This window comes from Oceanobacter sp. 4_MG-2023 (genome assembly GCF_030689165.1).
Taxonomy (GTDB): Bacteria; Pseudomonadota; Gammaproteobacteria; order Pseudomonadales; family Oceanobacteraceae; genus Oceanobacter.
This window is the reverse complement of sequence record NZ_JAUYVV010000009.1, coordinates 14198-37099: the sequence shown is the minus strand read 5'-3', so window position 1 is coordinate 37099 and position 22902 is coordinate 14198. Positions and strand designations below refer to the sequence as shown.

Annotated in this window: 23 protein-coding genes and 1 pseudogene; 5 read left to right on the top strand and 19 right to left on the bottom strand. The window is 49.7% G+C overall.

What is annotated here, in order from left to right:
* Positions 1–127 precede the first annotated feature (127 nt).
* Complete coding sequence (locus tag Q8W24_RS08445; protein ID WP_303433460.1) at positions 128–901, top strand: type IV pili methyl-accepting chemotaxis transducer N-terminal domain-containing protein; 774 nt, start codon at positions 128–130, stop codon at positions 899–901.
* Between the two features lie 48 nt (positions 902–949).
* On the opposite strand, the gene Q8W24_RS08440 is transcribed toward Q8W24_RS08445, so the two are convergent.
* The 8 genes from Q8W24_RS08440 to Q8W24_RS08405 all read right to left on the bottom strand — a co-directional run bounded on the left by Q8W24_RS08440 (position 950) and on the right by Q8W24_RS08405 (position 11141).
* Positions 950–1819, bottom strand: coding sequence for a CPBP family intramembrane glutamic endopeptidase (locus Q8W24_RS08440; protein ID WP_305451958.1), 870 nt, complete (start codon positions 1817–1819; stop codon positions 950–952).
* 54 nt (positions 1820–1873) lie between these two features.
* Positions 1874–3208 (bottom strand): ferric reductase-like transmembrane domain-containing protein, encoded by a 1335-nt coding sequence (locus Q8W24_RS08435; RefSeq protein WP_305475027.1) that lies wholly within the window; start codon positions 3206–3208, stop codon positions 1874–1876.
* A gap of 232 nt (positions 3209–3440) precedes the next feature.
* The gene (locus Q8W24_RS08430) at positions 3441–4106 is read right to left on the bottom strand and encodes a DsbA family oxidoreductase (protein ID WP_305475025.1); all 666 of its coding nucleotides are present in this window, start codon (positions 4104–4106) and stop codon (positions 3441–3443) included.
* A gap of 189 nt (positions 4107–4295) precedes the next feature.
* Positions 4296–5879: a DUF1501 domain-containing protein gene (locus tag Q8W24_RS08425; RefSeq protein ID WP_305415420.1), complete on the bottom strand. Its 1584-nt coding sequence runs from the start codon at positions 5877–5879 to the stop codon at positions 4296–4298.
* A gap of 18 nt (positions 5880–5897) precedes the next feature.
* Positions 5898–7784: a DUF1800 family protein gene (locus tag Q8W24_RS08420; protein WP_305415421.1), complete on the bottom strand. Its 1887-nt coding sequence runs from the start codon at positions 7782–7784 to the stop codon at positions 5898–5900.
* Between the two features lie 97 nt (positions 7785–7881).
* Positions 7882–9003: an ATP-NAD kinase family protein gene (locus Q8W24_RS08415; protein WP_305415422.1), complete on the bottom strand. Its 1122-nt coding sequence runs from the start codon at positions 9001–9003 to the stop codon at positions 7882–7884.
* A 28-nt stretch (positions 9004–9031) separates the two neighbouring features.
* Positions 9032–10123, bottom strand: a complete 1092-nt coding sequence (locus Q8W24_RS08410; protein WP_305415423.1) for a phospholipase A — start codon at positions 10121–10123, stop codon at positions 9032–9034.
* 160 nt (positions 10124–10283) lie between these two features.
* Positions 10284–11141, bottom strand: coding sequence for a DMT family transporter (locus Q8W24_RS08405; protein ID WP_303433473.1), 858 nt, complete (start codon positions 11139–11141; stop codon positions 10284–10286).
* Positions 11142–11310: 169 nt separating this feature from the next.
* Between Q8W24_RS08405 and Q8W24_RS08400 the strand changes: the two genes are divergently transcribed.
* Positions 11311–11886, top strand: coding sequence for a MarR family winged helix-turn-helix transcriptional regulator (locus Q8W24_RS08400; RefSeq protein ID WP_303433475.1), 576 nt, complete (start codon positions 11311–11313; stop codon positions 11884–11886).
* 9 nt (positions 11887–11895) lie between these two features.
* Here Q8W24_RS08400 and Q8W24_RS08395 read toward each other — a convergent pair whose 3' ends face one another.
* Positions 11896–12669: a ferredoxin--NADP reductase gene (locus Q8W24_RS08395; RefSeq protein ID WP_303433476.1), complete on the bottom strand. Its 774-nt coding sequence runs from the start codon at positions 12667–12669 to the stop codon at positions 11896–11898.
* A 140-nt stretch (positions 12670–12809) separates the two neighbouring features.
* Here Q8W24_RS08395 and Q8W24_RS08390 point away from each other — a divergent pair, with 140 nt between their 5' ends.
* A complete protein-coding gene (locus Q8W24_RS08390; protein ID WP_303433477.1) occupies positions 12810–13694 on the top strand; it encodes a LysR family transcriptional regulator in 885 nt (294 codons plus the stop codon).
* A gap of 14 nt (positions 13695–13708) precedes the next feature.
* Here Q8W24_RS08390 and Q8W24_RS08385 read toward each other — a convergent pair whose 3' ends face one another.
* A complete protein-coding gene (locus Q8W24_RS08385) occupies positions 13709–14581 on the bottom strand; it encodes a LysR family transcriptional regulator (RefSeq protein WP_305475022.1) in 873 nt (290 codons plus the stop codon).
* 94 nt (positions 14582–14675) lie between these two features.
* Between Q8W24_RS08385 and Q8W24_RS08380 the strand changes: the two genes are divergently transcribed.
* Positions 14676–15176 (top strand): lactoylglutathione lyase family protein, encoded by a 501-nt coding sequence (locus Q8W24_RS08380; RefSeq protein ID WP_305475020.1) that lies wholly within the window; start codon positions 14676–14678, stop codon positions 15174–15176.
* Between the two features lie 349 nt (positions 15177–15525).
* Positions 15526–15741 (top strand): annotated as a pseudogene (locus tag Q8W24_RS08375) (transposase); the annotation flags it as partial.
* Between the two features lie 898 nt (positions 15742–16639).
* On the opposite strand, the gene Q8W24_RS16905 reads toward Q8W24_RS08375, so the two are convergent.
* The 9 genes from Q8W24_RS16905 to Q8W24_RS08335 form a co-directional block, all read right to left on the bottom strand.
* Positions 16640–16906: a DUF3995 domain-containing protein gene (locus tag Q8W24_RS16905; RefSeq protein ID WP_370693317.1), complete on the bottom strand. Its 267-nt coding sequence runs from the start codon at positions 16904–16906 to the stop codon at positions 16640–16642.
* Positions 16907–16948: 42 nt separating this feature from the next.
* The gene (locus Q8W24_RS08370; RefSeq protein ID WP_303433479.1) at positions 16949–17266 is read right to left on the bottom strand and encodes a hypothetical protein; all 318 of its coding nucleotides are present in this window, start codon (positions 17264–17266) and stop codon (positions 16949–16951) included.
* 17 nt (positions 17267–17283) lie between these two features.
* Entirely contained in the window at positions 17284–18327 is a 1044-nt protein-coding gene (locus Q8W24_RS08365; protein WP_305475019.1) for a YHYH protein, read from the bottom strand.
* A gap of 501 nt (positions 18328–18828) precedes the next feature.
* The gene (gene nadS, locus Q8W24_RS08360; RefSeq protein ID WP_303433482.1) at positions 18829–19116 is read right to left on the bottom strand and encodes a NadS family protein; all 288 of its coding nucleotides are present in this window, start codon (positions 19114–19116) and stop codon (positions 18829–18831) included.
* Positions 19109–19261, bottom strand: a complete 153-nt coding sequence (locus Q8W24_RS08355; protein WP_305475017.1) for a hypothetical protein — start codon at positions 19259–19261, stop codon at positions 19109–19111. Before Q8W24_RS08355 ends, nadS begins: the two co-directional genes overlap by 8 nt.
* A gap of 347 nt (positions 19262–19608) precedes the next feature.
* Positions 19609–20079, bottom strand: coding sequence for a DUF302 domain-containing protein (locus Q8W24_RS08350; protein ID WP_303433486.1), 471 nt, complete (start codon positions 20077–20079; stop codon positions 19609–19611).
* A 41-nt stretch (positions 20080–20120) separates the two neighbouring features.
* Positions 20121–20777 (bottom strand): peroxiredoxin-like family protein, encoded by a 657-nt coding sequence (locus tag Q8W24_RS08345; RefSeq protein ID WP_303433488.1) that lies wholly within the window; start codon positions 20775–20777, stop codon positions 20121–20123.
* A 163-nt stretch (positions 20778–20940) separates the two neighbouring features.
* Positions 20941–21372 carry a hypothetical protein gene (locus tag Q8W24_RS08340; protein ID WP_305475015.1) on the bottom strand — a complete coding sequence of 144 codons (432 nt, stop codon included), beginning with the start codon at positions 21370–21372 and terminating at the stop codon, positions 20941–20943.
* A 255-nt stretch (positions 21373–21627) separates the two neighbouring features.
* Complete coding sequence (locus Q8W24_RS08335) at positions 21628–22845, bottom strand: argininosuccinate synthase (protein WP_303433492.1); 1218 nt, start codon at positions 22843–22845, stop codon at positions 21628–21630.
* Positions 22846–22902: the final 57 nt, after the last annotated feature.

The window sequence follows — 22902 nt, the reverse complement described above, 5'->3', positions numbered from 1 at the left end:
TAAAACATACAAACATTTTTGTTGTACTACAATTTAACAATTACTGACCTAAAGTAAGCCACGCCAGCGCTCATTGGCACGTTCACTCCGGTCAAGGCATCTATTAATATACTGTGAATATGACCCTATGAAATATCTGGCTTCTTCTGCTTTAACACTCTCCTTGCTTTTCCCGCTGTGTTCACACGCAGCCGATTTAACCCTATCTGAAGCAGAATACCTGACCGGAAGCCTGTGTATGCTATCGCAACGTATGGCCAAGGATTATATGGCTATTGGTGCGGGTATCCGCCCCGATGAAGCGATGAAAGATCTGGATGAAAGCATTGCCACCTTTGAAGCCCGCTATCAATCACTGATGGAATATTCCGAGAACAACGCTGCTGGCAAATCCATTCAGGCGATTGGTAATGTCTGGGAGCACTACCGCAGTGCCATCATTACCCCGCCAAATCAGGCCAACGCTACCGCCATCATTCAGGAAAGTGAAGAATTGCTGGTTATTTGTGACAAGGCTGTGGCGACCATCGCCCGTCAATCCAACTCACCGATTGCTCACTTGATTGAAGTATCAGAACACGGCACCACCCTGACACAAAAAATTGCCAAGTATTATTTTGCCCTGTACTGGAACGTCGATGGTAAAAACCTGAAGCAGGATTTTGATCAGTCGGTCAAAGAATTTGATGATTCCCTTAACTCCCTGACCGACTCAAATGCCAATACATCTGAAATCTCTACAGCGTTAGCCAAGGTGAAATCGCAATGGAAATTCTCCAATTCTGGCTTCAAGCTGGATGAACAGGGCCATTTTGTTCCGACCGTGATTTCCGTCACCAGTGAGTCCATCTTTAACAAGATGTCCGCAGTCGCCATCATGTATGAACAGCTGGCGGACTAGCAGACCCAACGGATACACCAGAAGCAAGAAAACAGCCTGTCTATGCAGCTACCAGTGATCTGGCAAACCGCGCGTTTGAATCAGCGCGGCCAGATCCATGGTCAGGGCAATCGCCACATGCACCGCCACTCCTCCCCAGATCGAGCGTGACATCAAGGCCAGGATGCCCAGAAAAAAACCGAATAAAATAGCACCCAATGACTCTGGCCAGAGCTTCGGAAAATGCAGCATCAAGTAAGGCAAGCACATCACCGCTACCGACAGGCTACCAAACTGACGCCGCAACCCATTCACCAAATAGCCACGAAAAAAGAACTCCACCGCCACAAACTGCGTAATATAAATCAGCTCCCAGGACAGCAAATCCAGGCCGCTACGATGCGCCTGCTGGTAAAAAGGATAATGCCTGGAAAAGTCATCCCCAAAACTGGCGATCACAGCAAACCCCATAATCGGTAACGCCAGAAACAGATAACCAGGCCAGTGCTTGTGTACCTCACCCCATTGCCAGCCATACTGTCCCAATCGCTGTTTGAATAGCCACTTGATGGTCAGCATCGGTATCACGATAAAACCAACAAGGTGGATGCCTCCCCACCAGCAATAGCCATACAGCGACCGATATTGGCTGCGCATAAAATCGTTGATCCAGCGCCCATCAGCCGACCAGCCAGCATCCAGCCAACGGATCAAGGCTTCCAGATTCGAACTGTATTTACCGTAATGCACCAAGGTCAGACACAGACAGGCAATGCCCACGACCATCCAGACCCGATGCCGTTCGTACTGATGATCAGACAAGGTATACGCTGCTTTTTCCGCCCTCACCTCATCATCAATACAGTCCAGCTGTTGCCACACAAAACCCGGTGTTAACCAGCGCCATACCGTCACGGAGTACCCCTTATTAAACGGCATATAAATATGCCTCAGGCAGTGATCATACAGAACAGGCAGCTGGCATTCGCAGGGCTAACGCATTTCGAACATTTCCTGATGGAATTGGTCCCTGGGCATACCGGCAGCACTCAGATCACGCTTGAGTTGCTGACCAAATACCGATGGGCCACAGAACCAGACACTCGCCTGCCGCCACGTCGGCAGCTCCGCCATGATCTGCGCGGCGGTCAGACGCTGGTGTTGGCCAGACAAGACCAGATGTAATGTAACACCAGCCTGATCAGCAGCAGCTTGCAGCTGCTCGAGAACGTCACTATTGATCTCGGCCACCGCATAATACAGGTCAATCTGCTGTGAACCGGGCTGCTGCTGTAATTGCTGCATGCGGGCAATAAAAGGCGTGATACCAATCCCCCCACCAATCCAGATCTGATGCGTAGCGCTATCCTCAAAATTGAAACAACCATACGGCCCCTGCACCGAGACCGCCGTACCGGGAGCAAGCTCATCCAGCATACGGGCCGTGTAATCTCCCAACGCTTTACTGATAAACACCAGCACCGGAGCCGCCGGATTCCAGGCCGATGCAATGGTGAAAGGATGAGGTTCTTCATCAGCGCAGGTTTTCAAAAAGGCAAACTGCCCCGCTTGATGACCCGGCCAGCCACGCTCAGGACGAATACGGGTAGCTATCGACTGCATCTCCGGATAACGAGTCACGTCCTCCACCTGGCCAGCCACCGTGCGGCTTTTGCCGACCCGGCCTGCCAGAATCCACAAGGCAGCGGCTGTTCCTGCCAACATCAACACAGCCAGTAACCAGCCAATCGGTTGTGACCAGTAATCGAACTCCACCAATACCACCGCATGAAAAACCAGAGCCAGATACGCTACCGCAATCAGGGTGTGCGTTTTTTTGAACCAGTGATAGGGAAAGCGCTTGATCAACGCCAGCACCATCAACAACGCCGCACCATAAAACGCCCATTCGCCAACATCCTTGGCCAGACTGCGCACACTACGGAATATTCCTTCAATCAGCCCGTACACCTGTTCCGGTTTTGGCCCGCGCTCCGGTCGTTCCAGCCAGCCCCAGCCCACCATCCATTTGGTTCCCTTGGCAAACCACCAATGCAAGACTGAGGCGACCAATGCCGTGATACCCAGCCACTTGTGTAGCCGATACATCTTGTCCAGGCCATTCAGGTGGACTTCCAGCCAAGCAGAACGGGCGGCCAGTATCATGGCCAGGCTCATAACGGTAATCGCGATAACGCCGCTGTACTGGTTAAATACATGGCGAAAGGAAAAATAGGTAAAAGGATCAGGCAGCAGAGTATCGGCTAACAACCACAACAGGGTCGTGGTCAATAGCAAGCCGATATACAGGCGTGTAGCGGATTTCATAGAGGTTTCCATACTCAGTCAATTCAGATCAACATGTACAGCGGGTTGATAACCAGCTTATGTCTATCGGTGAATTCTGTACGAACAAAGGTTAATAAAGCGTTAACAAAACTCTGAAAGTCAGAAATTAACGGCCCAAACTTAAACCTCTTGAGTACAACTGGAAACCACTTTGACTAAAAACATACCACTGGTGACTCAATCAACCTGACCAACCACCAGCCTAAAAAGGCTAGTCAGCCGCCTCGGAGCGTCGTAAGACTTCCTGTATCACCCGAGTCAATGCGGCCTCTGGCTGACCGCCAGACACCAGATAGCTATTATTAAAAATCATCGCCGGCACCGAACTGATGCCCTGTTGCTGCCAATATTGCTCCGCATCCAGCACGTCTTCAGCATACTGATTACTTTCCAGCACGCTACGCGCAGCTTCAGCATCCAACCCCACCTGTTGGGCCAGATCACACAACAATTCAATATCGTCCGGATTCTGGTTATGGCTGAAATACGCCAGCAGCAAGGCTTTTTTTAGCGCCAGCTGAGCATCACCAGCTTGCAACCCAGCCCAGTGTAATAACCGATGCGCCTTGAAAGTATTGTATTTTTTACTGTCGTCCCGAAAATCAAATACAAAACCAACCTCCGTCCCACGAGCAGTAATCTGCGCCTGATTGTCGGCTACCTGTGCGGCAGAAAGACCATATTTTTTTGATAAATATGGCCCGACATACTCACCTTCACTGCCCATGCCTGGCGTCAATTCGAAAGGATGAAAACGAATCGAAACATCCACGTCATCACCCAATGCTTCCAATGCCCGCTCCAGACTGGCAAGACCAATGGCACACCAGGGACATACCACATCGGACACAAAATCGATCACTAAAGACTGAGACATAACAACTCCTTTATTGGAATGGTGGTTAGGCCACCCAATAATAGTACGTATAAAATAATAAATCTGCCCAATATTTAAAGCAGTTACTTGCCGGCATTACTAAAAAAATGATATCCAGAATATCAAGAAGGCTTATTATATAGTAAGCCAGTCCTTATTTTTTGTAATACATGTAGTCCAATATCCAGATTATCCATTCTTCATCAAATCCAGCCAAGCTGAAGATATTGATTCTGAACTCTGGAAATTAGCCAGATGTGGAAACAAATACGGCATATCAGAATCACTAACACCGAACCAGCTTGCCAAAGAAGCCAACGTTTGTTCATTGGCCAAACTCGGGATCATTCGACCTCGCTTATCTGGCACAGACTGCAGACTTTCTGTACGTAAATCCGGTACCTGCCCATAAATACCAGCGTTAACAGCTCCGCCAACAACAAATTGCTGCCCTCCCCAAGCATGGTCCGTACCATCACCATTGTTTTGCAGAGTTCTGGCAAAATCTGACTGACTATAGAGAGTAACATTATTTTCCATGCCTAATTCTTTCATTGCTTGCTGAAAGTGCCAGATAGACAAGCTCAGATTACGCAATAACAATGGATGTTTATTGGCTTGCTGGGCATGAGTATCAAACCCCCCCAGAGAGACTGCAAATACCTGACGCCGTAAACCTTGCCGTTTGCCAATTTCTATCATACGAGCAACAGTCTCAAGCTGCCGCATCAATCCAGCATGTACTTCACTACTGAGACCAATCAAACCGGCGTCTGGTATGCTGAACAATGACTCACCATAACTGCCCAATTGTAATAACGAATAGTCCTGTGTATTGCCCCACTCCACATCCAGCAACGTCTGCATCTCAATGATCGTTTGCTGGCGGTTAGCAAACAGTTGTTCATATAAACCTCGACGAGGAAAAGCATTCAAAGCATTCAGCACATCAGCTCGGTGTTGTTCATTCTCCGAACCAACCTTGCTGATTCTATCCATTTTTAAAGGCTTACCAATCGGGATAACTCTCTCTGGAGCCAGTGCTGATGCAAACATCGGCTTTCTCCTCCCTATCGCCATATTCATACCCAGCAGATGCCCACTATTAATCCCCTTGGCAGCCCCCGATAGCCACATGTCTGCCAAACGCCCAGCCCAGCCCAGCGATTCAGTAGCTGTGCCATCTGCTGTCGCTAGATAGCGCTGCTGATGGTTATGAGCAAACAAAAAGGATGGTAAGCCTCCCAATCCATACTGTTGACGATTGATCGGCTTTACCAACACCCCCGAATTAACAATCCAAGCCAACTGATTTTGCTGCTGCAAACGAGCCAATTCTGGTGCGCATCCGTTAACCGACCATTGCTTACCTACCCGATACACCCCCTTGAAATAGCTACCAACGACATTGTTTTGATCATAATACGGATTCGCTGCTGCACTACCAACCTGCTCAGGAGGGAGATCCAGCTGCTGCTGCTTGACAGCCATACCAGCACGGCGGGAAGCATATGTTTGATAACCATAACCGACATCCACCTCACTACTTTCATTTGCGGATGGAATCAACAAATTCCAGGAATCATTGCCACCAGATAAAAACAGACAAACCAAAGCCTTATAGCCTGTATCTGTAGGTAACAACAAAGAACCGGAGTCATTTCCCCAAGCCCGATGTGTTATGCCAGTTCCCGTCGCTGATAATAATCCGCTTGCTGCTAATTGTTTCAGAAAGTGACGACGAGACCCGCAGAAAGGACGTTGGTCTGACATAGTAGATACTCCTCGAAATTAGTTCTGAGTCCAATATTCCGGCATGGCAGCCAATAACCGGATACTATCTTCTATAATTTGGAGTGCTTCCAAACGAGGATTCTTAGGTTGCTGAGGCACCATAAGATACTCAATCAGACGTGTTCTGGCTGGCTCTGGCATCGTTTTCCCTAACATAGGCAACTCCAGTTGATCCAATACCGCATCCAGTGCTCGACGGCGTGCCACGTTATCGCTATTCAACCGTAAAAAGTCTCCATTACTGTCATTTTCCAATGCCAATTCCAGTCGTTTCAACCATGGTCCAGTATCTACCAATAAATTGACGTGGTGTCTTCGGCGTTGTTTATTAATATTACGTGCATATTTTTCACCTCGAATAGCCAGCGATTGCTTGTCATTCCTCAATAATATGTGCCGCAGGATATTACTGAATGCAACCAAGGCCTCAACATCCAGAATTTCAGCTTCTGGAGCAACCCACTGCCGTTCGACAAAGCCTGCTTCAGAGGGCTGATAATCGGCAGAATAAAAATTGAATACCGAAGGAGAGCGATAAGCATTTTGGCCAATGCCCAGATCACGAAACCAAATCACATCATGCATCTGCCCACCATGAATCGATTCCCAAGGCTCTGCAGGCTGAACATCAAGCATTCTCAACACTGCCGACAATGCCAGCACTGGCTCTTTCAGTTTCATCGCCTCAGAGGTTTGGTCTCTAGCTTCAGAGTCAAGTAAAATAGCCCGAACCATTGCTGCCATATCACCTCGTATTCCTTTGCCATTATCATTAAACACAGTACTGACTCTGCCGATATACTCTGGTGATGGGTTCGATGACACTAGCCTCTGAATCAGATGTTTACTGACAAAAGGACCCACATTCGGATGGGCAAATAAAATATCCAAGGCTCTTTCAATATCCGCCTTACCTGTCAGGTTCGCCTCGATTGGCTCACCCAACAGTATCTTGCTACCAAAATCATGGAACTTTTTGGTGAATTCCAGTGGCTCAACAACCAAAATCTGACGCTGGTTTCTGCCACCATAGTGCTTGTTCCCTCGTAGGTCCCAGCCAGTCAATACTCTGGCCAATTCCATAACATCTGTCTGTGTATAAACTGGTATCGGATTACCCTGTTTATCTGTCTTAATGGAACCATCCAGATTCAGGTTATACAGCCCGATAGTAAATAATTGCATCAGCTCGCGGGCATAGTTTTCATCTGGAGATGTCTCGGTTTTTGGGTTTGATTTACGATTTCCCTGATAAGACAAATAAATACCCATTGCCGGAGAATAAGTGACCGCTGACAGCAGATCCCGATAATTGCCAAAGGCATATTTAAGCAATAAATCGTTATATGCCGCCAAGGCTTCTGCTCGCACCTGTAATGGCGGCTCATTAATAGAAACTACAACCAATTGGCTTAATGCAAAAGCCACTCGCTGGCGTAGTTGATCCTTAGCTGTCAGTGCTTGCTCCCACCAAGCTGATTGCTGAAAGTCTCGTACACGAGGTATTGCTTGAGAATTAAAACTGGATGTTTCAAACCAATTCCGGGAAGGATCCTCCATTAACGCCAGTTGAATCGTACGCTGCAGTTGACTGTATTTTTGTGGCAGTACCAGCTGCTCATCAACCCAGTCTTCAATGCCCTTCGACATCACTGCAGCAATACTATCAGGACTAGGGCCAAAGCTGGCCTGCTGTAATAGCTTAATCGCTGCAGACCGATCAACGCTTTCTTCGCCTGCCTGTACCCATGAACCCAACACTGACAAAATGGTAGCCAACAGCCATACTGACGGTCTGCTCGGCCTGCTTTGAACAACATAAGTTACTTGGGCTTGAAACACACTCAAAACCGCGCAGCAATATAGCTGAATTGGCACAGGCATCCTTCGGCTCCTTCATGTTGAGCGGTTGAATTACAGAGACGACCACAAAATCCATAGGTTCCCTCCAGCCAAGCAGTTTCTTACCTATAACTGCCTACTAGCCCACAGGATACAAGATACGGTCCTGATAACCGGTCAGGATTTCCATGGTACCGGCCCAATGTGCATCAAACAGACTGTCTCCGCTGTCGATCACCAGCGGTCGGCCTGACAACGCGGTGATTTTGGTTTTGGTCGATACCAGCAGGATATTGTCACGACCGATACGCGTCAGCACCGTGCGGCTGAACTGCTGATTGCCACGGCCAATAATATGCCCCTGTCCTCCCATCACACTCAACACTGCCTGACGTTGCGGGTAAACATCCAGCAGTGCCAGAATACCCTGCTCATTCAGGTCACGACCGATCAGCTGACCATCAAGCACGGCATCTACGCCCAGCAATGTACCGTCCAGCCCCATCTCTGCCAGAATCCCCTGGGTGGTTTTGCCTGAGCCGATCAGATACAAACAGCCATCGTCCATTTCCTGCTGTACCGTGGCTGCGATATCCGCCAGAACCAGTGTTTCCTGCTCCACGCCTCCCTGTTTGACCGCCTGGATAAAATGTCCGGCCATTGGCACTCGCATATCACCATAATGTCGTGCCCGTACCTCACCCTGTCGAAAGGCGTCTTCATCCAGGTCCCGTACTTCTGCTTCACGGATATCCACCAGCCCGCCGTTCACCAGCTGGCAAATCACCTCTGCACTGGCCACCGGTGTAATGCCGTATACCCCGGAGTGGATCTTGACCCCGGCGGGAATACCCAGCACTGGCAACTGATCAGCCACCACGCTACAAATATCTCTGGCGGTACCATCTCCGCCAGCAAACAACAGGACATCGAGAGCTTCATCCAGCATTAGTCGCGCTGCGCTCAGAGTATCGTCACGAGTGCTCTGACGGCCGTCAGTTGACGGCAGATCCAGCAGCGAACAAGTCAGCCCGGCTTGTGCCAGCCAGGTCGCTCCCATATCCCCAGGGCAGCTGACAAACTGGCACTGATCCTTCAGCGGAGCCAGTCGCTGCAGAGTCTGCAACGTCCGTAATCCGGCCTTTTTTTCAGCTCCCAGCGCCAGCGCCTGGGCAATAGTCTCCGCACCATCACTGCCTTTCAGACCCACCGACCCACCGATTCCAGCCAATGGATTGACAATCAAGCCCAGTCGAATCATATCGTTCCCGTTGCGGTAAAAGTCATGATTATAACCAGTCCGTCAGTTTGATACCGACTCCCAGCCGCTCCTGCCAATGGTTGTAGTCAATCAGGCTGTCGCCATAACCATTAAAATACTGCACAAAACCCTTGAGCTTGCGCGTCAGAGGAAACGTAAAATCCATTTCGACGGCGCCACGATTGTTTGTGGTATCCAGATTGTTACGCAACATAATGCCCACGGAGCGCTGACCATAAACCCGCATATAACGCAGCTCGCCATATCCCAGATAATCTTCAATATCCGGATTATCGTTATCGGATGGATCATACGGATCGGCTTGCTTGCCTTCAGGGATACGCCACCAAACCTTGCCCATCCAAATTCCATGCGAAAAAGCGGATGCCCCTTCAAGAATAACCCGGTTCCAGCTACGGGATAACGAACTGGTCTGACCGTTGGACTGGTGATTCAAACCAATACCCACACGATCCAGCCAGTCAATACCCGGCTGCCAGGAGTAGATAATCTCTGGTTCGTGGTTGGTTTCCCGAAAGGGTCTGGAAATATCGGAGTTATAGGCCTGCCAGTAAGAGCGGTTGGTATAGGCGACTTCAAGTCGATCAAGCTTGGTCAGAATCCCTTCCAGCAATTCGTACTTGATGCTGAACTGCATCACCACTTCCACATGATCAAAGCCCCCGTCATACGATGTATCATCGGCAGAATAATGCTCGAACAGGCGTTCGACTTCCTGATTGTTCGGGCTGCTCTGATAGGTGAATGGCATCACATAATTAGGCCGATGAGGTAACAACACATGAGGACTGTTCGCTGCCAAGGCTTCGACCTGACGTTTACGTATCATCTGCGGATAATATTTCTGGATCGCTGGCTTGAATTCATCCGGCGAGATCATCTCGACGTCTACGGTTTCTGTTTTCAGGGGTTCATCTTCCAGCCACGGAGTCTCCTGCTGGTCATTTAACTCATCCCGCCATAACCGGGACGCGCTGATGGACTCCTCAGGCTTGTCTGCCAGCTCCGTGCCGGCAACCTCAGCCGATGGACCCACCACGGTTTCAGCAGCCAGACGGGCACTGCCCAGCAACATCACCAGCAACAGCCCACGGGCCAACGTTCGCCAACAGCAAAATATACCAACAGGGAGGATTGTTATCACAGGCACGACCACGAGAAAGTAGAGACTGCTACAGGATAGTTCAGTCACTCTCCCTTCTCCATGATTCTTCATGACGGACGGACACCACCTGCCATCTGCACCTGCCACAATTCGCTCACACCGGTGCCATTACCGCTTTTTTCACTGGCCATTGGGCCGCCACAACACACGCCAGCACCACCACCATGCCCAGCAACTGGGTCGGAGTCATCGTTTCCCCCATCAACATCAGACCACACAGCACGGCGACCAGTGGATTCAATAAACCAAGAAAACTCAAACGCTCCACCGGAATATGCCCCATGGCCCGAAACCAGCAGAAATAACCGACGCCCATCCCAAGCGGCCCGATCCAGCCCATCGCCAACACCGCCGGTAAGGTGATCTCTGGCAACGGTGCAGCAGTCATGAACGCCAACACGGTCAAACTCACGCCAGAAAACAGGAATTGGCCAGTCGCCATTGCCAAGGGCGCAATACCAGCTCCCAGCACGGGAATCAGCAAAATACCAATCGACATCGACAACCCCGCCAGCAACGCATACATCACCCCTAGCCAGTTCAGCGGTTCCGGAGCCTGCCACACCAGCAGCGCCACACCCGCAACACCACCGACCGCCGCCAGCAACTGCCTCAGTGCCGGTGCTCGCCCTTGCAGCCAACGAATCAGCAATATTTGTAGCGGTACCGTCGACACCAATGTCGCCGCCACGCCACCGGGTAACAGCTGGATCGCTTTAAACAGCAAGACGGTAAACAGGGCGATATTAAACGTGCCCAAGACCACCACCTGACGCCAGCGCAGCAACAAAGGGGCAATACGAATAAATGGCAATAACATCACGCCGGGTAATAACGTACGCAAAGCCGACAACCAGATTGGGTCCACCTCGCTTAGCCAGTGTTGTGTAACGGAGTACGTCGTGCCCCACAGCAGTGGAGCAATCAAGGCAATAAGGCCGTACTTCAACATAAACACAGGTTCCCGAATGAATCAGCTTTGAATTTATCTTCAAACAAAGATATTTCAGGTAAAGATACTTTACCCACCCCTCGCTGTCGACTATCTTCACCACAGGCAGCAAAATAAGCCGTCTGTTACCTTCTTTACCGACTGTCCGGCTGCACGCCGAGGAATCACCATGAGCCACCCCGATCACGTCGATTTTATTGCCAGCCAATGGGCCACAGAAAAGCCCGACCTCGATACCGGCCCGATGCAGCTGATGGGACGCTTTTACCGGCTCAGTCATTTACTTCGCCAGGAAATCAATGACAGCCATAAACAATCCGGCTTAAACGCGGGAGAATTTGATGTATTGGCGACCCTGCTGCGCAGTGGTGAACCCTGGACACTAACCCCCACCAAGCTGTTCCAGAGTGCCATGCTGACTTCTGGTGCCATGACCAATCGCCTGAATCGACTGGAAAAAGCCAAACTGATCCAGCGCCTGCCCAGTGAGCAGGACCGCCGCTCACTGCTGGTACAGCTGACCGAACAAGGCAAGATAGTCACAGAAAAGGCACTCAAGGGTCACGCTGCCACAATGAAGCGACTGACCGGCCTGCTGCAGGAAGACGAACAACAACAGCTCAACGCCTTACTGCGTCAATGGCTGGCCTGTTACCAGCAGACGCAAAAAAGCCCGGATCGACAAGCCGAACCGGGCCAACTGCCAGAAGCGGGGGAGCAGTCTGAAAACGTCGTCGAGCCTTGAGAAAATTCGCTATTTTTCCACAAATGCCCGTTCGATAACAAAGTGCCCTGCTTTACCAGCACGGGCTTCTTCAAATCCCAACCCTTCCAGGATGCTGGTCAAATCATTCAGCATTGCCGGACTGCCACACAGCATAAAACGGTCGGTTTCCGGGTCAGGAGCTGGCAAACCAATATCCTCAAATAACTTCCCGGATGTAATCAGATCCGTCAGCCGCCCCTGGTTACGGAAAGCCTCACGGGTCACCGTGGGGTAATAAATCAGCTGATTACGAATTTCTTCACCAAAATATTCATTTTGGGGCAACTCGTTTTCAATCCGGTCTTTGTACGCCAGCTCACTTACCTGCCGCACCCCATGTGTCAAAATTACCTTATCGAACTGCTGATAAACCTCGTAATCCTTGATAATACTCATAAACGGCGCCAACCCGGTGCCGGTGCTCAGCAAATACAGGTTCTTGCCCGGCAAGAGATTATCCGCAATCAGGGTGCCGACCGGCTTGGTCCCCACCAGCAGCTCATCCCCCACCGCCAGCTTTTGCAGGTGTTGAGTCAGCGGGCCGTCTTGCACCTTGATGGAGAAAAATTCCATCTCATCTTCATAGTTGGCACTGGCAATACTGTACGCCCGCAATAGCGGCTTATCTTCAATTTCCAGACCGATCATAGTGAAGTGACCATTCTTGAAACGTAGCCCTTGATGACGCGTGGTGGTAAAACTGAACAATGTTTCATTCCAGTGGTGCACGCTGGTGACGGTTTCCTTGATCAGTTTACTCATGATGACTCTCTCGCGATAAATGGCGTTGGCTGCACGGGTACAAACCACCCGTTGTGCATTAATTGATGGTCACACTGTACTGCCAGCCCACTTTTCGGTAAAACAAGGAGTTCAAATATCTATAATCGGAAATACCGAAGATGAGATACACCCTGCGCCAGCTGGAAGTATTTATAGCCATTGCCCAGAGCGGTAATCTCACCCGCGCTGCCGATCACCTGGCGATGTCCCAAAGCGCCGCATCCAGTGCCCTGAAAGACCTTGAGTCCCAGTTTGACCTCAAACTGTTCGACCGGGTTGGCAAACGCTTGCAACTGAATGAACAAGGGCGGTTGCTGCTGCCCGAAGCCATGGCACTCGCAGAGCAGGCCATGGCGCTGCAAAACAAATTGCTGCAACACCAGGGCACCGGCAAATTACGGGTCGGCGCCACCCTGACCATCGGCAACTACCTCGCGGTCCGCATGGTCGCCGATTACATGCAGCAACACCCGGAAGCCGAAGTCACCCTCACCGTCGACAACACCGAACACATCGTCAACAAGGTACTGAATTTTGAACTGGATATCGGCCTGATCGAAGGGGAAATCAACCAGCCCGAACTGGATATCCGCCGCTGGCAAACCGATGAACTGGTCGTGTTTTGCCACCCATCCCACCCTCTCGCCCAGGGAGAACAGGCCGAAGATAACCAGCTGCAACAAGCACGCTGGATTCTGCGAGAAGAAGGCTCTGGCACCCGTCAAGCATTTGACCGCGGAATGTACGGCTTGCTGCCCCATCTGAACATTGCCATGGAGCTGGAACACACTGAAGCCATTAAACGGGCGGTTCAGGCTGGCTTGGGCATCAGTTGCTTGTCACGTATTGCACTGCAAGATAATTTTCGCCGTGGCGACCTTTGCGAAGTCAGTACTCCCCAACGGGACTTTGGCCGCAACCTGTACATCGTATTGCACAAAAAGAAATTCAGAACCGCCGGACTGACTGCCTGGCTGGCACTGTGTGATGCAGCGCTGGACTGACCTTCAAGCCCTATTCAGTCAAGCCATTGGCTGGCTTCGTTAATAACCACCTGCATCCGGCGGGGCAGCACTTTCTGACGTGTGACACACAGATACAGTGTTTCACTCACCGGGTTCGGCAGCGGCTGCACCTTGAGTAAATCTGGCCGATGGAACGCTTCCACCGCATACGCTGGCAACACAGTAAAACCCAACCCCAGACTGACCGGCTCCAGAATCAGACCAATCTGATTGGAAAACCCCTGTTTGGGTATCAGCTGGCTGTGCTGGTACTCCGTGTAATTGGCCCCCAGCAGTAAATCCGCATGATGACAGCCATCCGGGTGATCGATAAATCCCAACGCCATCAAGGATTCCCAGCTCGGCTCAAGCAAGGCCGACGGCGTTACCAGCCATAACGGCTCCTCGGCGATGGCCTGGCAACGAACATCGGTCAGACTGGACTTTGAGGTCATCAACCCGATATCCGCACTGCCATCGGCAATGGCCTGCTCCACATCCGCATTAGGGGCAAAGCGATAGTCAATCACCAGCTTGGGATGCGTGCATTGCAAAGCCAGTAACTGAGGATACAGTTTCAGGCCAACACTGCCCGGCGACATGACTCTTACCCCACCTTCATAAGCCGGGTCTGCAGCAACTCGCTGCTGCAGATTTGCCAGCGCCAGTAAAATCTCGCGCGCTTCGCGGTACAGCCGTTCACCCGCATCAGAAAGCGAAAACTGCTTGCCCTGTCGCTGCAGTAATTCCACCCCCAGTTGCTCTTCCAGCTTATGTACCTGCTGACTGACACCCGATTGTGTCATGTGCAGCTTCTCGGCCGTGCGGGTAAAGTGCCCTACCTCGACAAGAGTACAAAAAGTGCGGAGCCAGGTCGGATTAATCATTACAAAAAATAACCATTTTGATCATATTTGATAATTTTACGTAATCATTATGGCTTTGTAACCTGTGCTCAGACTCAATACAGGAGCACACTTTATGAGCAAGGTTTACCCGCGCAATTTTTCACACATTGGGATCTCGGTACCGGATCTGGATGCCGCCGTTAAGTTTTACACCGAGGTGATGGGCTGGTATCTCATCATGCAACCCACTGATATAGAAGAAGACGACAGCGCCATCGGTGACATGTGCACCGACGTATTCGGTGCAGGCTGGGGCAGCTTCCGTATTGCTCACCTGTCGACCGGCGATCGGGTTGGTGTGGAGATTTTCCAGTTCAACAACCAGCGTAACCCGGACAACAACTTTGAATACTGGAAAACCGGCGTTTTCCACTTCTGCGTACAAGATCCGAATGTAGAAGAACTGGCTGAGCGTATTGTCGCCGCCGGCGGTAAAAAACGTATGGCAAAACCACGCTACTATTATCCAGGAGAGAAGCCTTACCGCATGATGTATATGGAAGACCCGTTCGGCAATATTCTGGAAATCTACAGCCACAGCTATGAACTGATTTACAGCGCTGGTGCTTACTGAACCGCCGCTTGTGACAATGCGCCCAGTACACCGGATAGCTTACCGATAAGCGCATCACAGCCCGTTATATGATGACATTTCTTCAAGTATTCCGGGTTGTAATACAACAGCCAGACCTTGTGGTCGGCATTCTCTACGATTAACACTTTCTGCGGTCAATCAATCACCATATGATGCAGCCACCAATAGCAGGCTGATTGAAACTGATTTAATCATATTGATAAGCCCTGTTAAGCCATCGATAACATGGCATGTTCTTTTCCTGGCCCTCCTCTGTTAGGTTTTAACGTAAAATTTTCATCTGAAAATTATGCTGACAAAGAGCTTTGAACACCCTCTGCGCTCAAGCAAACGTAAAAAGCTGAAGGTATCGTCATTGGAAGCCAAGAAACAGACTTTACAGGCAAGCATTCGGGCCAAGGTCGAACATCCGTTCAAGGTGATCAAACAGGTCTTTGGATATAACAAGGTTCGATATCGAGGACTGCTCAAGAATACGGAGCGCTTGATGACACTGGCGGGTTTTGCGAATTTACTGAGGGTTCAGAAAGCACTGCTGGATTGAAGCAGGTCAATAGCCCGACCATGTGGCTATCACCCATAAAAATGGGAATGCTGAACTGTATTCGGTCGTTTTAAATGACTGATTTGACGTAGATACAAGCAATCGAAAGGCTTTTGTAGAGCTTCCCTAGCCTTATTTATATGGAGGGATCGGGGGAATCGAACCCCCATGGCGTGCTCCCAGGCAGACTACAAAAGTATTTTTGGCTGCGACTCGCTCGAAATAGAATCTACCACCAGGCCCCCAGAAACGCCACGATTCCACTTTTTACGTTTTTCATAATATTGCTATTACTATTGCTCTTCATATCTACTTTCTCCTGTTCCAAAGTTACCAAAGGGGCAGTTGATAGTTCTATTTCGAGCGACGCATCGACCTCGATACTTACTGTAGTCCATACTCCCAAGTCGTTTTCAGTTTGGTGAACCAAACTCTAAATTCTGTGATTGTGAACATCTAACAGTTCTATTTCTGAGCATGCACGTTTTATCAGTGGCTCATCTTGTTGCAAATATTAATTAAGCCTTTGATTTTATTGCTGATTTCATTATCTGCCCAATCGTCCCTACCCGACTAAATAAACGCGCATGCGCATTTTCCCATCCTTGATGGCACGCAAAGCACTTTCTCCGATACGCTCATGCCCCTTACTTCAGCCATATACGCTAACAGCTGATGGAAAAACAATCAATTAACTCTGACAAAACGCGCACGTTTTTACGTGTATGGCCACATCACAGCCCGTTATATGATGGTGCTTCTTCAAGTATTCCGGGTTGTAATACAACAGCCAGGCCTTGTTGCGATTAATACTTTCTGCGGTCAATCAATCGCTATGCCTTGGCCACATTGCATCAACAGTGTCCCGACTTTTGGAGGTCGGCGGTCCAGCGACTTGTTATATCCTGCCTGCCGCCAGTACCAAGAACGCCCTGCCAGCTAACAGACAGAAAGGCGAAAACAGCCGGCTGTCATACGTTGCGAACTTCGAGCCATTCACTCGCTTGAAGAAACCAACAGACTTGAACTTGCCAACCGCCCGCAGGACGAGTACGCCTCCGACTGCGAAGTCGAGAAGGACATCATAAGGAGTGATTGCCCAATACCAATACAGCGCTGCCAATCCGATAAACGATAGAAGGAGAATGATCGCTATGGTTTCCATAGCTCCCGGCATGGGATATAACGCCCAAATCAGCCGCACAGTTTACTGTGTCGTTTGCATTTGCTGGTTATGCTCATTGGAATTTTCGATTTTCTTATTTACTTCGAGCTTCACCATATCATCTTCAATTTTTTGAATTGGTTTATTTCTTACGCAAATAAGCTTTGTTTCCGTTGCTAATTGGCAGGTGCCAATATACAAATCATTATGATGACCTGAGTATTGGCAATCTTGAGATTTTTCTTTCGCTTGGCAAGCTTCTATCGCCATACTGTTGAGTGGAAGTGAATGTGCATAAGCCCAAGAACACATCGCATTGGATAACAACAAAATAGAGATGCTGAATAAATTGTTTTTCATTAAATCAACCTCATTTATTAGTGTTGTTTTTCATGTGGAGGTGGTGGACGTTGACCATCGCGAGGGCCGCCTTCAGGCAGGACAAACTCACCTCGTATACAACCAATAATCATATTTTCACTAGGGCTGGCGGCACGATAGTGGTATCCACGGACAGAGTCGCTCGTGCCGCGACATTCATCGAGCGATTCAGCCTCATTACCCAGAGCATCAAGCATAGCGTAAATAGCATAGCCATCAGGCGCATAACCTATCAGTGGCGCATATCCGTCATCACTAACCGGCGTATCGGTACAACCTGTTGTTGAATGATAATGATACCCTTGATGTGCATTGATGTGGCCACCGCAATCATCAAAGGCAGCAATGGTGTAGCTTCCTAAAATAGCATCAACCGGAGCAGGCCCTGCAAGCTCAGCTCCATCAAGTGCAATACCTACGGTTCGAACACGTTCAGGCTTGGCAGCCTGGATAGGCTGGGTAGGAATCAGATATGTGCGTGAAAAATCATCATCAAGGTAAGCCAATTCACACTCGATACAGTTTTGTTTGTATTGTTCCTCTACATCGGGCTTTGCAGCCCCAAAACACGCCTCTTTTGTCGCGGTATAACGTACTTTACCTGTCTCTGGATCATAGAGTTTCCAATTAGGGTCATCATAATAGCTTGCCAGATTGGCAATAAATTCCCCGCTTAAATCAACCAGATCCCCGGCTCCATCTTTACTAAACCAGCCACCCGATACATCAGCCCCATCAGTGATATTTCTTGGGCAAAAATCACCAGGCTCACGCCCTGCGGGGCCACCTGATGAAACTAACTTGTAACAAGTGGTTTTGGTGCCAGCGTTTGTTTCGCAATCGACTATTTCAGGATCTTTAATAAAAGCTTCATCTTTAAATAAAGAAATATCCAGACCTTGCGTCATTATGGTCTTTTCATTATTTAAATCTGAATTCTCAGTCTCTATAGAGGAACGGTCACATGCAACCAATAAGAAAGTACAAGCAAAAGGCAGGGCTATATATTGGCTAAGCCTTGAGGCGTTTATAAATTTCATTCCGTTACTCCTGGTATTTCTTTACCGTTTGAGGCTAGCATATGCAACGCTGTTGGCGGCATAACGCAGAGCACAGCAACACCCTGACAAGGGCGTCCGAAGGCCTGACTTTCCCGCGTATTTCTGCGGTTTGTTATACCGGCTGCTCATCTGATGGCCCGACCCAAAACAGCAGATTATACGCTACTTCCCAGAGATAACTGTCAGGATAAGCAAAGTACCTACTCCACCCCAATCTGTTTTCTGGGCTGGCTTGGTCACAACGGCCCCGGCTGACACCACTAAGAATACTGATTCACATAACGCCTTGCTCACCGAAAAATCGGGAGCATAGCGAGTAATTTCCCTTGAGAATGCTCAGTTGGCAAGAAGTGTCCGCACGAATTATTGGTTCAATATATCTTCGATCCAGTTTAGAAATCTGGCTGTATTTCCAGTTTCCCCGCTAGCGTCTGTTAAAACAGGGAAGATCCGCGAATTTGATATGCTTGTTAGCACTTTTTAAGAGGCCAAAGCTCGAAGAACAGCACCAGGCTCTTTGGCGACTACATTAAGCAAAACCAATGCCGGGCCTTGTGGAGTGCGGTCACCACGCTCCCAATGGCGAAGCGTACTTACACTAATACCAAAGGCAGATGCGAATTCATTTTGAGACATGCCAACCTTTGCCCGAATATTTTTTACATCCACCGGGCCAAACTCGTGAACGATGGCTTTTTTAACTTTACCCTCAGAAAACTCAATTGCCTCGGATAAGCCCTGTTTGATACTTGAGAAAGCGCTAGCCATTTGAACCACCATAGTGCTTGAGTAAAAGTTGAGTTAACTTAGCAAGTTCATTGCGTTCGGCTTTGTTGATATTAGCTTTTTCGCCCTTGCCAAAAACCGTTAAAAGAAAGAGTGGAATCTCACCATTGTGATAGTAGTAAATCACTCTGACTCCACCACTTTCCCCTTTCCTTGAGCAGACCATCGAAGCTTCCTGATACCTCCAGTACCCTGCATAAGATCACCGGACTGAGGATGAGATGCTAAGTAATTAATAATGCTCGACTTTTCATCAGGCTTGAGTAAGCCTTCAGCGCGTTTCTGGAATTCAGGGAGCTCTACAATTGTCTGCATAGACTTTATTGTAATCCATTGGATTATAGATCATCAATGAATGGGGTTGTAGTGCTAACACCCGCTTCAGCTGCGCCAAAGCCGGAGTGTTTTTGTGTTAATGTTTGAGCACAGCGAGTAACACAAAAACGCGCATGCATGTTTTTCTATCGCTGATACTTACTGAACCGCCGCTTGTGACAGTGCGCCCAGTACACCGGATATTTTACCGATGACCGCATCACAGCCCGTTATATGATGACGTTTCTTCAAATATTCCGGATTGTTATAAGACAGCCAGACCTTATTGTCGGCATCCTCTGTGATTAACACTTTCTGCGGTAAATCAATCGCCATGTCCTGGGCGCATTGCATCAGCAGGGTCCCGACTTTTGGATTACCAAAAATAATCACTTCGGTAGGCCTCAGCTCCAGATCAACGCCACGGGCATTTTTCTGATGATCTATCCGGGTAAATAACGTCAGGCCTTTTTGTTTGACGATATGCTCAAACCGGTCGGCGGTTTCAGCGACCGAATAACGGCTTTCATAGCGGACCAGGCTGTCAGTCGCTGCTGCGTCGGCAGCCTGTGTGGTCGTCGAAAATGTCGCAGCCACCAGTAGCAGGCTGATTGAAACTGATTTAATCATGTTGATAGGTCCTGTTAAGCCATCGATAACATGCCATGGGATTATTCACCGGCCAGCTGTTGCAGTACGGCAACCACATCCTCTGGCTCGGCACGTTTGCGGTAGTCGACATCAACAAACTGCCAGGCCACCACCCCATGGCGATCCAGTACAAATGTCGCCGGAATCGGCAAGATGCTGCCATTACCCTTGTTAAGATCGGCCAGATCCAGTTTTCGATCGACCCGCATATGCTCCAGAATGATATCCGGTACTTGCCAGGCCACACCAAACTGAGCAGCCACCAGGGCATCCTGATCCGACAATACCGGAAAGGCCAGAGCACCTCGTTCAGGCTGTGTTAACGACTCATCCGGCATTTGCGGGCTGATTGCGATCAACTCAGCACCCAATCCATGAATGTCTGCCAGCCGAGCCTGCAATGCCCGTAATTCCAGGTTGCAGTAAGGGCACCAGCTGCCCCGGTAAAAGGCGATCACCACCGGTCCGTTGGCCAACAAGGCAGCCAGTGAAACAGGTTCACCACTGGCATTGGGCAGGCTGAAATCGGGAGCTGTCTGACCGACGGCAATGGCCTCACTGCCAGCTTCAAAGCGCCGGGCGGATTCCAGCACGTCTTCAATGGCTTGCATAAACACAGGATTTGCCTGGCGGGTTTTCTCGATCTGGGCGTCGGTTTGCTGTCTGAGACTGGTCATGTTTTTCCTTTCAAGCTAAAGGGATTGGGCCAGAGTACAGACCACAATGCGTCAGTAAAGTTGAACAATTATTCCAACGGACCATATCAACGGGCCATGGCGCTGTAAATCCAATGCTGTCCGTATCCGCAGGTATGTTAATCCGCCGCCGGGTGTTCACTGCCTAGCGCGGCACAGGGTCGATAAAAAATGTTTCCAGTCCACGGCTATTGGTCTCTCCATCCGCCATATACAGATAACAGCTGATGCGAGCATAATTATCCAGGTCGCCACTGAACAAACAGCTTTCCTTATAGTTCACGCCGTTATCCGTAAACTGGATCTTCAGCACATCGGCATCGCCGCTGAATGACTTTTCAAGCGTTGCATCAGCCAGAACAACCCGGTTATTGATCGCTCGTTTCACCTTCAGAGCACCATGTTCCTGATAGAGGGTGACTTTTCCGGTGTAAGTGGCATTGGAATTAACCGCCTTGCCGACCAGGGTGTAATGACCAGATAAAAAATCGGCCAGAAAACCAGCGGCAGAATCGATGTCTTTAGCGTAAGAAACCGATGATAAAACAACCAACAATAACCCAATCAATCTATTCATCTGACTCACCTTTCACCTTTACCCTTTTATTAGCCGTTCTATCCGCTGTTCTATCAGCCGTTCTATAAATACCCAACCCCATTCTCTCAGTCACAAGCGGGCTTTAGGGGCTGTTTCCGTTGCTACTGCTTATTGCTACTGCTTCCGTTGCTACATCACCCACCGTTTGATCTGGAGCAAGCCTGGCATAAGGCAATAAAAAACGGGAGCCGAGGCTCCCGTTTCTGGTCTTGCGGTCATCCACTACAGACCCTATTACAGCATGCCACGGCCTTTTTTGGCAGCCGTGCGCAGACGCAAGGCGTTGAGCTTGATAAAGCCTGCGGCGTCTTTCTGGTCGTAGGCACCGGCATCGTCTTCGAAGGTAGCGATGGCTTCATCGAACAACGAGCCTTCTGATTGACGGCCAACCACAATAACGTTGCCTTTGTACAGTTTCACCCGTACGTCGCCGTTAACGACGGCTTGAGTGTCGTCGATGGCGGCTTGCAGCATTTTGCGTTCTGGCGACCACCAGTAACCGTTGTAGATCAGGTTGGCGTATTTCGGCATCAACTCGTCTTTCAGGTGCGCCGCTTCACGATCCAGGGTGATGGATTCGATCGCCCGGTGTGCTTTCAACATGATGGTACCGGCCGGGGTTTCGTAACAGCCACGGGCTTTCATGCCGACGTAGCGGTTTTCAACGATGTCGACACGACCAATGCCGTTATCGCCACCCAGTTTGTTCAGTTCTTCCATAATGGTGGCCGGGGATTTCTCCACGCCATCGATGGCAACCGGGTCACCGTTCTTGAAGGTCAGTGTCAGGTAAGTTGCTTCGTCCGGGGCGTTTTCCGGTGAAACAGACCACAGCCACATGTCTTCTTCCGGCTCGTTCCACGGGTTTTCCAGCAGATCCCCTTCGTAGGAGATGTGCAGCAGGTTGGCATCCATGGAGTATGGGGATTTTTTACCGGCTTTGTTCTCGACCTTGATGTCATGCTCATCACAGTAAGCCATCAGGGTTTCACGGGAAGTCAGTTCCCATTCGCGCCATGGCGCAATTACTTTAACGCCGGGCTTGAGAGCGTAGGCTCCCAGCTCAAAACGCACCTGGTCGTTACCTTTACCGGTTGCGCCGTGGGCAATGGCATCGGCACCGGTTGCGTTGGCGATTTCGATCAAACGTTTGGCGATCAATGGCCGTGCAATCGAAGTGCCCAGCAGGTATTCACCTTCGTAGATGGTGTTGGCGCGGAACATCGGGAAAACGAAGTCACGGGCAAACTCTTCACGCAGATCATCGATAAAGATTTCTTTAATACCAAGCGCTTCTGCTTTGGCGCGCGCAGGCTCTACTTCTTCGCCCTGACCCAGGTCAGCGGTAAAGGTGACGACTTCGCAGTTGTATTCAGTTTGCAGCCATTTGGCGATCACGGATGTATCCAGACCACCAGAATAGGCCAGCACCACTTTTTTGATGTCTGACATGAAATTCTCCAGATGAATTCAGCCTTGGGAAGGCTCCGGCATTTCAATCAGAATGAG

Excerpts from the sequence above, each read along its gene's own strand:
- Q8W24_RS08445 (WP_303433460.1), top strand. The coding sequence starts at position 128 with ATGAAATATCTGGCTTCTTCTGCTTTAACACTCTCCTTGCTTTTCCCG.
- Q8W24_RS08440 (WP_305451958.1), bottom strand. The coding sequence starts at position 1,819 with ATGCCGTTTAATAAGGGGTACTCCGTGACGGTATGGCGCTGGTTAACA.
- Q8W24_RS08435 (WP_305475027.1), bottom strand. The coding sequence starts at position 3,208 with ATGAAATCCGCTACACGCCTGTATATCGGCTTGCTATTGACCACGACC.
- Q8W24_RS08430 (WP_305475025.1), bottom strand. The coding sequence starts at position 4,106 with ATGTCTCAGTCTTTAGTGATCGATTTTGTGTCCGATGTGGTATGTCCC.
- Q8W24_RS08425 (WP_305415420.1), bottom strand. The coding sequence starts at position 5,879 with ATGTCAGACCAACGTCCTTTCTGCGGGTCTCGTCGTCACTTTCTGAAA.
- Q8W24_RS08420 (WP_305415421.1), bottom strand. The coding sequence starts at position 7,784 with ATGCCTGTGCCAATTCAGCTATATTGCTGCGCGGTTTTGAGTGTGTTT.
- Q8W24_RS08415 (WP_305415422.1), bottom strand. The coding sequence starts at position 9,003 with ATGATTCGACTGGGCTTGATTGTCAATCCATTGGCTGGAATCGGTGGG.
- Q8W24_RS08405 (WP_303433473.1), bottom strand. The coding sequence starts at position 11,141 with ATGTTGAAGTACGGCCTTATTGCCTTGATTGCTCCACTGCTGTGGGGC.
- Q8W24_RS08400 (WP_303433475.1), top strand. The coding sequence starts at position 11,311 with ATGAGCCACCCCGATCACGTCGATTTTATTGCCAGCCAATGGGCCACA.
- Q8W24_RS08395 (WP_303433476.1), bottom strand. The coding sequence starts at position 12,669 with ATGAGTAAACTGATCAAGGAAACCGTCACCAGCGTGCACCACTGGAAT.
- Q8W24_RS08390 (WP_303433477.1), top strand. The coding sequence starts at position 12,810 with ATGAGATACACCCTGCGCCAGCTGGAAGTATTTATAGCCATTGCCCAG.
- Q8W24_RS08385 (WP_305475022.1), bottom strand. The coding sequence starts at position 14,581 with ATGATTAATCCGACCTGGCTCCGCACTTTTTGTACTCTTGTCGAGGTA.
- Q8W24_RS08380 (WP_305475020.1), top strand. The coding sequence starts at position 14,676 with ATGAGCAAGGTTTACCCGCGCAATTTTTCACACATTGGGATCTCGGTA.
- Q8W24_RS16905 (WP_370693317.1), bottom strand. The coding sequence starts at position 16,906 with ATGGAAACCATAGCGATCATTCTCCTTCTATCGTTTATCGGATTGGCA.
- Q8W24_RS08370 (WP_303433479.1), bottom strand. The coding sequence starts at position 17,266 with ATGAAAAACAATTTATTCAGCATCTCTATTTTGTTGTTATCCAATGCG.
- Q8W24_RS08365 (WP_305475019.1), bottom strand. The coding sequence starts at position 18,327 with ATGAAATTTATAAACGCCTCAAGGCTTAGCCAATATATAGCCCTGCCT.
- nadS (WP_303433482.1), bottom strand. The coding sequence starts at position 19,116 with ATGGCTAGCGCTTTCTCAAGTATCAAACAGGGCTTATCCGAGGCAATT.
- Q8W24_RS08350 (WP_303433486.1), bottom strand. The coding sequence starts at position 20,079 with ATGATTAAATCAGTTTCAATCAGCCTGCTACTGGTGGCTGCGACATTT.
- Q8W24_RS08345 (WP_303433488.1), bottom strand. The coding sequence starts at position 20,777 with ATGACCAGTCTCAGACAGCAAACCGACGCCCAGATCGAGAAAACCCGC.
- Q8W24_RS08340 (WP_305475015.1), bottom strand. The coding sequence starts at position 21,372 with ATGAATAGATTGATTGGGTTATTGTTGGTTGTTTTATCATCGGTTTCT.
- Q8W24_RS08335 (WP_303433492.1), bottom strand. The coding sequence starts at position 22,845 with ATGTCAGACATCAAAAAAGTGGTGCTGGCCTATTCTGGTGGTCTGGAT.